The following is an 11,551-nucleotide window of genomic DNA, read 5'->3' as shown; positions in this document are numbered from 1 at the left end:
GGGCAGGCAAACATCGCAAAACTCCCAGAAAACGGCGCATCAGACCATCAAATCTGGGGGAAATTGTACTCGCAAACAGGCAATAACACAAGAAAAATCATGCTGTTATGAATATTTCAGGGGCGACTACTTGGACAGCAGCGCGGCGGCGATGGCCAACCCCAGCCCGAACCAACGCCTGCGCGACAGCGGCCGCTCGGGCCGCTCCAGCAACGGCGCACTCAAACCCACCACGACGGCCATGCACGTGGTGGCCAGCAAGCTGTGCGTCAGCGTGCGTGGGGCATCCCACAGCAGCAGCGGCAGCGTCATCGCCCATGCCGCCACCGCCCCGGCGGCGGCACGCATACCCAGTTGCGCCACGAACCACCCCACCGCGATGCCCACGCCCGACAACGCGACGGCTTTTAACAGCCACAGGGCCGCCAGCACCGACATGCCCGTGGCTTGACGCACGCTCCACAGCAACCATTCGAACAGCGGCGGCTGGGGCCCGTAGCCGGCCAGCAGCCACTGTTGGTGAAGCACCTGCTCGGCCTCATCGAACGCCAGTGCGGGCGTTGACCAAGCTCGGGCCAAGGCCCACGCGGCGCACAGCAGCACAAGCGCGATCCACGCAGGTGGAAGTTGATAGGGGCTCATCGCTGCAACTGGTAGCGCCGCACCGCGCGGTTGTGTTCGTCCAACGTGCGGCTGAAGGCGCTGGTGCCGTCGCCGCGGGCGACGAAGTACAGCGCCGACGTGCGTGCCGGCTGCACCGCCGCCAGCAGCGACGCCCATCCAGGCATGGCGATGGGGGTCGGTGGCAGTCCGGCGCGGGTGTAGGTGTTGTAAGGTGTGTCGGTGGTGAGGTCGCGCCGCCGCAGGTTGCCATCGAACGACTCGCCCAAGCCATAGATCACGCTGGGGTCGGTTTGCAGCCGCATGCCGATGCGCAGCCGGTTGACGAAGACGCCAGCGATCAGCGCCCGGTCGGCGTCGTGGCCGGTCTCCTTTTCGACCAGGCTGGCCAGGATCAGCGCCTCGTCGGGCGAGCGCAGCGGCAAATCCGGTGCACGCTGCGCCCACGCCGCCGCCAGCCGCTCCTGCATGGCCGCATGGGCCTGCCGCAGCACAGCGCTGGCACGGCTGCGTTTGGGGTAGATGTAGGTGTCGGGGAAAAACCACCCTTCGGCGTGGCCGCTGGGCAACCCAAGGGCGCGCGCCAAGGCCACCGGGTCGTCGCCAGGGGGTAGGTCATCGACCACGTCGTCGGCGCGCCGTATCGCACGCACGACGTCGCGCACGGTCCAGCCCTCCACCAGCGTGACGCGGCGCAGCGCCTGTTCGCCCCGCGCCAGCTTATCCAGCAACTGCGCCGCGGTGGTGCCAGGCGCGATTTCGTACGCGCCGGCTTTGAGCTCGCGCGCCCGCCCTGACAGCCGCAGCCACAGTTGCAGCACCGCCACCGGCACGTCCACCCCGGCATCGTGCAGGGCCCGGGCAATGGCGCTGGCCGACATACCCGGGGCGATATCGATATCCACCAGCGTGGTACCGGGCGCCAGCTTCAACGGCAGCGGGCGATGCGGCCACAACGCGGTGGCCGTGGCCAGCGCGAGCACCAGCGCCGCCAGCACGATCACCCAGCGCGAACGACGACTGGCCTGGGGGCGTTGGGGTTGGGAGCTGGGCATGGTGCAAGGCGGCTGCGGGCTGCGGGACAATACGGGCGCCGATGATAGCCGCTGCCAACCCGCGGCGGCGCAATGCCACGATGGAGCCAAGCGATGCAAGTCACCCAGCCCGACGGCGTAGCCGTCAGTGATGTCCAAGGATGTTTGGCGTTGCCCGACTGGGGCGTGCTGAGCGCGGAGGGACCCGACGCGGCGAGTTTTTTGCACGCGCAGCTGACCCAGGACATCGTGCACCTGGACAGCCAGCACGCACGCCTGGCCGCCTGGTGCACACCCAAAGGCCGCATGCTGATGAGCGCCGTGGTGTGGCGACCTGAGCCACAGCGCTGCTTGCTGGCCATGCCGGCCAGCCGCCTGGAACCGGTGCGCAAGCGCCTGGCCATGTTCGTGCTGCGCGCCAAGGTGCAGCTGCACGATGCCAGCAACGAGTGGGCCGTGCACGGTGCCGTGGGGGCGGCGTTGCCCGCAGCGCTGGCGGTGCCGAACTGGTCGGCCCACGCCGATGACGCCGGGCGCCTGTGGGCACGCCTACCGCCAGGTGCGGGGGTGCCGCGCGCGCTGCTGCTGCGTCCGGCCGCGGCCAACCCGCCGCCGTGCGCGGCACTCTCAACCGATTGGTGGGCGTGGCTGCAGGTCATGAGCGCGGTGCCGTTCGTCACCGAGCCGACGGTGGAAGCGTTCGTGCCCCAAATGCTGAACTACGAATCGGTGGAGGGCGTGCACTTCCAGAAAGGCTGCTACCCGGGCCAAGAGGTGGTGGCGCGCAGCCAGTTTCGCGGCACGCTCAAGCGCCGTGGTGCCTTGTTGCGGGTGGATGGCCCGGTGGAGGTCGGGCACGAGGTTTACCACCCGAGCGACCCCGAGCAACCGGCGGGTCTGGTGGCCGATGCCGCCCCGCAACCCGGGGGGCAGGGCGTGTGGCACGCGGTGGCGTCGCTGCAGACCGCCGCGATGGATGGCCAGCCGTTGCGCATCGGCAGCCCCCAGGGGCCGCTGGCGCACCTGCTGCCGCTGCCGTACCCCCTGCGCGACGACCTCTGACGACGGCCGCCCTGCCATGTGCCTGGTCGCCTGGTGTTGGCAGCCCGTGGCTGCCGTGCCGCTGATCGTTGCCGCCAACCGCGACGAATCGTGGGACCGCCCCACCCTGCCGCTGCAGTGTTGGCGGCTCGACGACGGCAGCGCGGTGCTCAGCGGCCGTGATGCCCGCGCTGGCGGTGCGTGGCTTGCGTGGGGCGAGTACGGGCGGTTGGCGATGCTGACCAACGTGCGTGCATGGCCGCCCGAGCCCGCCGCCCCACGCAGCCGCGGCCAGTTGGTGGTGGGCTGGTTGCGCCGCAGCGCCCACGGGCAAGATTGGCGAACCTGGCTGCGGGCACACCCAGCCGACGCGTACAACGGCTGCAACCTCGTGCTAGCCGACCTGCGCCGCGGCCTCTGGGTGTGGCTGACCAACCGCGACCCGGCTGGGCACGACCCCGACGCCCTGGCCGAGCGCCACGAAGGTTGGTGGGGGCGAATGCTGCCAGCCGGTGTGCACGCGCTCAGCAACGCCGCGCTGGACACCCCGTGGCCGAAGGCGCTCGCGCTGGCGCATGCGGTGCGCACGGCGGCCAGCGAGCCTGATGCCGCTGGGCGTGAAGCCACCCTGCTGGCCAGCCTGCGCGGCTACGAACCCGGCCCCGACCCCGTGCAACACCTGCAACGCAGCCCGTGGGTGTGGTGGCCCGAGCGCCGTTACGGCACACGCAGCAGCCTGGTGGCGCAGCTGGATCGCGCCGGTACGTTGCAGGTGGCCGAGTGGACCTACGACCCCGCGCTGGGGCCATCCGGGGCACCGTCGGCCGAGGTCAGACGCAGCTCCATCGCCTGGTGCGGGATGCCGACCTCGTCGTAAGGTGCGCCCACCGGCTGCCAGCCCAGGCGCTGGTAAAACCCCACCGCCGTGCGCTGGGCGCTCAGGCGCAACGTGTGGTCGCCGCGGCCGCGCGCCGCCGCCACCAGCGCCTGCAGCACCCGCGCGCCGACCCCGGTGCCGCGCAGCGCGCGATGCACCGCCATGCGGCCGATTTTGCCCACGCCCGGCTGCGCCACCAGCAGGCGGCCTGTGCCCACCGCCTGCCCCAAATGGTTGTAGGCCACCGCATGCAGCGCCGTGGCATCGGCGGCATCCCATTCTTCGGTGGCGGCAATCCCTTGCTCCTGCACAAACACCGCCTGCCGCAGCGGCGCAGCGTCGCCCTGCAACGCCTCCCACGATCCGGTCACGACGCGCAGCACATCGTCCCCCGCCTCGTAGCGTTCGATCAACGCGCGCAACGGCGCCGGCACCGGCTGCGCCCCCTGCTGCGCCGCGTCCGCGAACACATACACGATTTCGGCGCTCACCAGCGGCCGTTCGCCCAAGAACAACGCGCCCACCATCGTCAACGACGAGCGCCCGATGCGCTCGCAGCGCAGCGCCACGTCGACCAGATCGTCCATACGCGCCGAGCCGGCGTACTCCAGCGTGGCCTTGCGCACGTACAGGTCGCCGCCCAGGCGGTGCATGGCTTCGGTGTAGGGCAAGGCCAGGCGGCGCCAGTACTCGGTGATGCCAACATCGAAATACATCAGGTAGTGGGCGTTGAAGACGATGCCCTGCATGTCGACCTCGGCCCAGCGCACGCGCAGGCGGTGCAGGCAACGAAACTCGTGGCGCTTCATCGTGTGGTCTGGGAAAATGGCGTGTTTTGCACAATGCTTGTCCGCCATTATGTTGCCCCATCAGATCGAGCTGTTGTCGCCTGCGCGTGACGCCGACATCGGCATCGAAGCCGTCAACCATGGCGCCGACGCCGTCTACATCGGTGGCCCCGGCTTTGGCGCGCGCGCCAACGCCGCCAACGCTGTGCACGACATCGAACGCCTGGTGCGGCACGCCCACCGCTACCACGCGCGGGTGTTCGTCACGCTCAACACCATCTTGCGCGACGACGAGCTGGAGCCCGCGCGGCGGCTGGCGTGGCAGCTGCACGACATTGGCGTCGATGCGCTGATCGTGCAAGACATGGGCCTGCTGGAGCTGGACCTGCCCCCGATCGAGCTGCACGCCAGCACGCAGTGCGACATCCGCACACCGGCCAAAGCACGCTTTTTGCAGGACGTGGGGTTTGCGCAGATCGTCTTGGCGCGCGAGCTGTCGCTGCCGCACATCGCCGCCATCGACCAAGCCCTGGGCCCACGTGATGCTCCGGGGCGCGCCGTGCTGGAGTATTTCATCCACGGGGCGCTGTGCGTGGCGTACAGCGGGCAGTGCTACATCAGCCACGCGACCACCGGCCGCAGCGCCAACCGGGGCGACTGCTCGCAGGCGTGCCGACTGCCGTGGGACGTGCTCGACAGCCAAGGGCGCCTCATCGCGCACGACAAGCACGTGCTGTCGATGAAGGACAACAACCAAAGCGCCAACCTGCGCGCGCTCATCGACGCGGGCGTGCGCAGCTTCAAGATCGAAGGCCGCTACAAGGACATGGCCTACGTCAAAAATATCACGGCGCACTACCGCCGACTGCTGGACGCGATCCCCGAGGAGCGCGCCGATCTGGCACCGTCGTCCAGCGGGCGTTGCACCTACACCTTCACCCCCGACCCGGGCCAGAATTTCAACCGCGACTTCACCGACTACTTCACGCACGGACGGCGCATCGACATCGGCGCCTTCGACAGCCCGAAAAACCCAGGCCGCCCGATCGGCTGGCTGGTGCGGGTGGCCGCCGATCATTTGGAGATCGAAACCGACGACCCGGATACCGAGCTGCTCAACGGCGACGGGCTGTGCTGCTTTGACGCGCGCAACCAGTTGCTGGGGCTGCAAACCAACAGCGCGCAGCGGCTGGGCCCCGGCAGCGCCGGGGGCGTGCGCTGGCGCGTCGAACCCAAAGACCCCATCGAGACCTACCGCAGCCTGCGCCGCGGCACCGTGATCAACCGCAACCGCAGCGTGGCATGGGAGCGGCTGCTGGCCCGCCCCAGCGCCCAGCGCCGTGTGGACCTTTGGCTGCGCCTGCATGCTGAAGGCGACACGCTGGTGCTGACCGCCATCGACGCCGACGGTTTTCATGGCCAGGCCACCCTGCCCGGGCCGTGGGAGCTGGCGCAGGACCCGCAAAGCCTGCCGCAACGCCTGCGCCAAGGCCTGGACCGGCTGGGTGAAACCGTCTTTGCCGCGGCCGATATCACCATCGACCTGCCGGCGCCGTGGTTCGTGCCGGCCTCGCGCCTCAACGCCTTGCGCCGCGCTGCGCTGGACCACCTGATGGCGGCGCGCGAAGCCGGGCGCCCGCGCGGCCAGCGCCGCCCCGAGGTGCAACCGCCCGTGCCCTACCCCGACGATGTGCTGACCTACCTGGGCAACGTCTACAACCACAAGGCGCGCGACTTTTATGCCCGCCACGGGGTGCGCGTCATCGACGCCGCGTTCGAAAGCCACGAGGAGCGCGGCGAGGTCAGCCTGATGATCACCAAGCACTGCGTGCGCTACAGCCTGAGCCTGTGCCCGAAGCAGGCCAAAGGCGTCACGGGCGTGCAGGGTACGGTGCGCGCCGAGCCGCTGACCATCGTGCAAGGTGATCAGCGCTTCACGCTGCGTTTTGACTGCAAGCCGTGCGAGATGCACGTCATCGGCCGCCTGCAGCCGCACGTGGTGCGCCAAGCCCAGCGGATGCAACAGGAGCAACCGCTGCGCTTTTACCGGCGCCGGCCGGTCAACCCACCCAGCGGCGCGCGTTACGGAACATCCGCATCCACGGACTGAACGCCTCCAGCCCGCCGGAGGCAGCCGCGTCGGTCCAGCTCAACTGCGCGTTGCGCAGCACGCGTTCGGGGTGTGGCATCATCGCGGTGAAGCGCCCATCGGGGGTGGTGACGCCGGTGATGCCAGCCGGGCTGCCGTTGGGGTTGTAGGGGTAGGCCTCGGTGGGCAAACCGTCGGGGCCCACGTAGCGCAGAGCCACCGCCACGCGCTGCGCGTCGCCTTGGTGGACAAAGTTGGCGTAGCCCTCGCCATGCGACACCGCGATCGGCATCCGGCTGCCGGCCATGCCCTGCAGGAAAATGCTGGGCGACTCCAGCACTTCGACCAGCGCCAGGCGAGCTTCGAAGCGCTCACTGACGTTGGTGGTGAAGCGCGGCCAGTGCTCGGCGCCGGGGATGATGCGCGCCAGCTCGGCAAACATCTGGCAGCCGTTGCACACACCCAAGCCAAAGGTGTCCGGGCGGGCAAAAAACACCGCGAACTGATCAGCCAATTCGGGGTGAAAGGTGATCGAGCGCGCCCAGCCCACCCCCGCGCCCAGCGTGTCGCCGTAGCTGAAACCGCCGCAGGCCACCACACCCTTGAAACCATCCAGCCGCGTGTGGCCGCGCAACAGGTCGGTCATGTGCACGTCCACCGCCTCGAAGCCGGCGGCGTCAAAGGCAAACGCCATCTCGACGTGGGAGTTGACGCCCTGTTCGCGCAGGATCGCCACCCGCGGGCGCGCGCCGCGCTGCACGAACGGCGCGGCCACGTCCTCGGCCGGGTCGAAGGTCAGGGCCACGTGCAACGGCGGTGCCTCGGTGCGCGCGGCCGCCTCGTGTTCGGCGTCGGCGCAGTCCGGGTTGTCGCGCAGCCGCGCGATGCGCCAGCTGACGTCGTCCCACACCCGCAGCAGGTCGGCCAGCGGCGCACGCCACAGGCATTGCGCGTCGCGCCAGACCTGCAACTCGCCTTTGCCCATGTCCACCGGGCTGCAGGCGGGGCGGGTCTTGCCCACCACGTGGCTGCACGCGCCCAAGCCGTGCGCGCGCAGCGTGCGCAGCACCTCGTCACGGGCTTCGAGGCGCACCTGCAGCACCACGCCCAGCTCCTCGCTGAACAGCGCGCGCAGCGTACGCTCGTGCCGCCGCGGCCCCACCTGTTGCGCCCAGTTTTTGGCGTCGCCCACATCCGCGCGGCTGTCGTGGATGCCGTCGCTTTCAGTGACCAGCATGTCGACGTTGAGCGCCACCCCGACGCGGCCGGCAAACGCCATCTCGGCCACGCACGCCAACAGCCCGCCATCGCTGCGGTCGTGGTAGGCCAGGATCAAACCACGCTGGCGCAGCTCGTTGACCGCCTGCACCAACCGCACCAGATCCTGCGCATCGTCCAAGTCAGGCACCCGTCCGCCCGGCTGGTCCAGCACCTGGGCCAGGATCGAGCCGCCCATGCGGTCGCGGCCGCGCCCGAGGTCGACCAGAATCAATACGCTGTCGGCCTCGGCGTCAAGCTGCGGCGTCAACGTACCCCGCACGTCGTCCAGCGAGGCAAAAGCGCTGACGATCAGACTGACCGGTGCCACCACTTTGCGCGTCTGGCCGTCGCGACCGGTCCACTGCGTGCGCATCGACAGGCTGTCCTTGCCGACCGGGATGCTGATACCCAACTGTGGGCACAGCTCCAGCCCCACGGCCTTGACCGTGTCGTACAGCGCGGCGTCCTCGCCCGGCTCGCCGCAGGCCGCCATCCAGTTGGCCGACAGCTTGACGCGTGCCAACTCGATCGGCGCGGCCAGCAGGTTGGTGATCGCTTCGGCCACCGCCATGCGGCCCGAAGCCGGTGCGTCGATGGCCGCCAGTGGCGTGCGCTCACCCATCGCCATGGCCTCGCCCGCCAGACCGACATGGTCGGCCAGCGTCACCGCACAGTCGGCCACAGGCACCTGCCAGGGGCCAACCATCTGGTCGCGGTGGGTCAGCCCACCCACCGTGCGGTCGCCGATCGTGATCAAAAAGCGTTTGGACGCCACCGTCGGGTGCGTCAGCACGCGGCGCACGGCGTCGTCCAGTGCCACGTCAACGCCGTCGAACGCCGCCACGCTGCGGTGCAGGCGCTGCACGTCGCGCCGCATGCGCGGCGGCTTGCCCAGCAGCACCTCCATCGGCATGTCGACCGGGTTGGCCTGCGCCGGCTCCGCGGCCTGGGGGTCGTGCAGCACCAGCTGGCGCTCCTCGGTGGCCACGCCCACCACGGCGTACGGGCAACGCTCGCGCTCGCACAGGGCCGCCAGGCGCTGCAGCCCTTGCGGCGACACCGCCAGCACGTAGCGCTCCTGGCTTTCGTTGCACCAAATTTCCTTGGGCGCCAGGCCTGTTTCCTCCAGCGGAATGGCACGCAGGTCGAAGCGCGCGCCACGGCCGGCGTCGTTGACGAGCTCAGGGAACGCGTTGGACAAGCCCCCGGCGCCGACGTCGTGGATGGCCAGGATCGGGTTGTCGGCGCCCAGGGCCCAGCACTGGTTGATGACCTCCTGCGCCCGGCGCTGGATTTCGGGGTTGCCGCGCTGCACCGAATCGAAGTCCAGCGCCGCGCTGTTGCTGCCGCTGGCCATCGAGCTGGCCGCGCCGCCGCCCATACCGATGCGCATGCCCGGCCCGCCCAGCTGCACCAGCAGCGTGCCCGCCGGGAACACCACCTTGTGGGTTTGGGAGGCGTCGATGGCTCCCACCCCACCCGCAATCATGATCGGCTTGTGGTAGCCGCGCTGCACCGCGTCGACGTCGGACACGATGCGTTGCTCGTACTCGCGGAAGTACCCGGCTAGGTTGGGACGCCCGAACTCGTTGTTGAACGCCGCACCGCCCAGCGGCCCCTCGATCATGATTTGCAGCGGACTGGCGATGTGCTCCGGTTTGCCATCGGGCTGGTCGCTCAGTCCTCCCCACAGCCGCGACACACTGAACCCCGTCAGCCCTGCCTTGGGGCGCGCACCCCGCCCGGTGGCGCCCTCGTCGCGGATCTCACCGCCGGCGCCGGTGGCCGCGCCTGGGAACGGCGAGATCGCCGTTGGGTGGTTGTGGGTTTCCACTTTCATCAGCACGTGCTCGTGGGCGCTGTGGCGCTGCCACACCGGACTGCCATCCCCCTGCGCCACGGCCATGAAGCGCTGCACTTGGTGCCCCTGCATGATGGCCGCGTTGTCGGCGTAGGCCACGATGGTGCGGTGCGGCGACTGCTGGTGGGTGTGGCGAATCATGCCAAACAGGCTCAGCGGCTGTTCCACGCCGTCGATGACAAACTGCGCATTGAAAATTTTGTGGCGGCAGTGTTCACTGTTGGCCTGCGCGAACATCATCAGCTCGACATCGCTGGGGTTGCGCCCGAGCTGGGTGAACGCCTGCACCAAGTAGTCGATCTCGTCGTCGGCCAGCGCCAGGCCCCATTCGGCGTTGGCGCGCTGCAGCGCCGCACGCCCCTGGCCCAGCACATCGACCCGTTGCATCGGCGTGGCCTGCAGCGGTGCCAGCAGGGCCTGCGCGGCCTGCACATCGGGCCAGACGCTTTCCGTCATGCGGTCGTGCAACAGCGCCGCGCAGGCGTGCCAACTGGCATCGTCCAGGGCCGGCGCGCGCCCCCCCCAACGCTGCAGCGTGCGCGGCTGCAGCGTCAGCCAGTACTCGGTCAACCGCTCGACGCGCCGCGCGGCCAGTCCACAGTTGCGGGCGATGTCAGTGGCTTTGGAGGCCCAAGGCGACACCGTACCCACGCGCGGCGACACGACCACGCGCACACCTTCGGTGGGGCCGGCGTAGGGCTCACCGTAGGTCAGCAGCGCCTGCCAGCGGGCGTGTGCTTCGGGGTCCAGCGGCGCGTCGGTGGCCACCAGGTGCACGTGGCGCGCCGCCACCGCCGTGATGCGTGCATCGATGGCCTGCAGCCGCGGCAGCAGCGTGCGGGCGCGGAAGTGACCGAGGGCGTCGCCCCCGTGAAAGATGGTGATCTGGGCAGGATGCTGGGCGTCGTTCACGGCGGTGCGGGCGCGGCTGGGGTACGAAGACCCGCATTCTACCGGCGGCTCATCGGGGGCCGCCGTGTGGTGGCAGGCGGTGGTGGTGGCGGTGGCGGATCAGGGTTTGTCCGAGGTTGCACGGCGTCAAACATGCATTATATTCTGCATGTGCTGTCGATTCGATACCGTCGAAGCGTGCGTTCGGTTCATACACACCATGCAGGAGACCCACCCATGACCACCCGCCGTGTCGTTCTTCAACGTGGCGCAGCCTCCGTCGCGGCCGCCGCCTGTGGGCTTTGGCTGCCCGCCATCGCACGTGCGCAGTCTTCGCGCGTGCGTGTGGGTTTTATGCTCCCCTACACGGGGACGTACGCGCCGCTGGGCGTGGCGATCGAAAACGGCGTGCGCATGGCTCTGGACGAAGCCGGGGGCAAACTGGGCGGCCGTGAGATCGAATTTTTCAAAGTGGACGACGAATCCAACCCCGCCAAGGGCGTCGAAAACGCCAGCCGCCTGGTGCAGCGCGACAAGGTCGATGTGCTCATCGGCACGGTGCACTCGGGTGTGCAAATGGGGATCCACAAGGTGGCGCGCGAAACCGGCGTGCTCAACCTCATCCCGAACGCCGGCGCGCACGCCGTGACGCGAGCGCTGTGTGCCCCCAACGTGTTTCGCACCAGCTTCACCAACGCCCAGCCGACGTTGGCACTGGGCAAACCGATGGTCGAGCGCGGCCACAAGCGAGCCGTGTGGATCACCTGGAACTACGCCGCAGGGGAAGAAGCCTTCGAAGGATTCCAACAAAGTTACGGTGCGGCGGGCGGCACGATCGTCAAAAAGCTGGGACTGCCGTTCCCCAACGTGGAATTCCAAGCGCTGCTGACCGAAATCGCGTCGCTCAAGCCCGACGCCGTGGCGTGTTTCTTTGCCGGCGGCGGGGCAGCCAAGTTCCTACGTGTCAGGTCCCGGACGATTGCGTGGCACTTTTATGAAAAGTTCCGGTTTTTCTTTGTACCATCTTTTCATGGCCTCGATGGGCGGGACATGTCCCAGGGCTTTCTGGGGGATGTGGTGATTGTACAG

General features: G+C 69.0%; 7 protein-coding genes and 2 pseudogenes. 4 read left to right on the top strand and 5 right to left on the bottom strand.

What is annotated here, in order from left to right; genetic code table 11:
* Positions 1–126: 126 nt before the first annotated feature.
* Together Taqua_RS12245 and mltG are read right to left on the bottom strand one after the other, a co-directional pair.
* Entirely contained in the window at positions 127–642 is a 516-nt protein-coding gene (locus tag Taqua_RS12245; RefSeq protein ID WP_144326887.1) for a hypothetical protein, read from the bottom strand.
* Positions 639–1,676 (bottom strand): endolytic transglycosylase MltG, encoded by a 1,038-nt coding sequence (mltG, locus tag Taqua_RS12240; RefSeq protein WP_144326886.1) that lies wholly within the window; start codon positions 1,674–1,676, stop codon positions 639–641. The genes Taqua_RS12245 and mltG overlap by 4 nt, the downstream gene beginning before the upstream one ends.
* Positions 1,677–1,769: 93 nt before the next feature.
* Here mltG and ygfZ point away from each other — a divergent pair, with 93 nt between their 5' ends.
* Complete coding sequence (gene ygfZ, locus Taqua_RS12235; protein WP_144326885.1) at positions 1,770–2,717, top strand: CAF17-like 4Fe-4S cluster assembly/insertion protein YgfZ; 948 nt, start codon at positions 1,770–1,772, stop codon at positions 2,715–2,717.
* 16 nt (positions 2,718–2,733) lie between these two features.
* Positions 2,734–3,573: an NRDE family protein gene (locus Taqua_RS12230; protein ID WP_185969626.1), complete on the top strand. Its 840-nt coding sequence runs from the start codon at positions 2,734–2,736 to the stop codon at positions 3,571–3,573.
* On the opposite strand, the gene Taqua_RS12225 is transcribed toward Taqua_RS12230, so the two are convergent.
* Entirely contained in the window at positions 3,483–4,382 is a 900-nt protein-coding gene (locus Taqua_RS12225) for a YbgC/FadM family acyl-CoA thioesterase (RefSeq protein ID WP_144326883.1), read from the bottom strand. The genes Taqua_RS12230 and Taqua_RS12225 overlap by 91 nt on opposite strands.
* A gap of 49 nt (positions 4,383–4,431) precedes the next feature.
* Here Taqua_RS12225 and Taqua_RS12220 point away from each other — a divergent pair, with 49 nt between their 5' ends.
* Positions 4,432–6,471 (top strand): peptidase U32 family protein, encoded by a 2,040-nt coding sequence (locus tag Taqua_RS12220; protein ID WP_144326882.1) that lies wholly within the window; start codon positions 4,432–4,434, stop codon positions 6,469–6,471.
* On the opposite strand, the gene purL is transcribed toward Taqua_RS12220, so the two are convergent.
* Entirely contained in the window at positions 6,422–10,483 is a 4,062-nt protein-coding gene (gene purL / locus Taqua_RS12215) for a phosphoribosylformylglycinamidine synthase (RefSeq protein ID WP_246094719.1), read from the bottom strand. The genes Taqua_RS12220 and purL overlap by 50 nt on opposite strands.
* Before the next feature lie 216 nt (positions 10,484–10,699).
* Between purL and Taqua_RS12210 the strand changes: the two are divergent.
* Positions 10,700–11,425 (top strand): annotated as a pseudogene (locus Taqua_RS12210) (ABC transporter substrate-binding protein); the annotation flags it as partial.
* Here the strand turns inward: Taqua_RS12210 and Taqua_RS13610 are convergent.
* Positions 11,420–11,551: pseudogene (locus tag Taqua_RS13610) on the bottom strand (IS481 family transposase); the annotation flags it as partial. The pseudogenes Taqua_RS12210 and Taqua_RS13610 overlap by 6 nt on opposite strands.

The organism is Tepidimonas aquatica (assembly GCF_007556585.1).
GTDB lineage: Bacteria > Pseudomonadota > Gammaproteobacteria > Burkholderiales > Burkholderiaceae_C > Tepidimonas > Tepidimonas aquatica.
This window is presented reverse-complemented; position numbering and strand designations above follow the sequence as displayed.

What these genes read in the sequence shown, in the direction of transcription:
- Taqua_RS12220 (WP_144326882.1), top strand. Translation starts at nt 4,432, where the DNA reads ATGTTGCCCCATCAGATCGAGCTGTTGTCGCCTGCGCGTGACGCCGAC.
- Taqua_RS12225 (WP_144326883.1), bottom strand. Translation starts at nt 4,382, where the DNA reads ATGAAGCGCCACGAGTTTCGTTGCCTGCACCGCCTGCGCGTGCGCTGG.
- Taqua_RS12245 (WP_144326887.1), bottom strand. Translation starts at nt 642, where the DNA reads ATGAGCCCCTATCAACTTCCACCTGCGTGGATCGCGCTTGTGCTGCTG.
- mltG (WP_144326886.1), bottom strand. Translation starts at nt 1,676, where the DNA reads ATGCCCAGCTCCCAACCCCAACGCCCCCAGGCCAGTCGTCGTTCGCGC.
- ygfZ (WP_144326885.1), top strand. Translation starts at nt 1,770, where the DNA reads ATGCAAGTCACCCAGCCCGACGGCGTAGCCGTCAGTGATGTCCAAGGA.
- Taqua_RS12230 (WP_185969626.1), top strand. Translation starts at nt 2,734, where the DNA reads ATGTGCCTGGTCGCCTGGTGTTGGCAGCCCGTGGCTGCCGTGCCGCTG.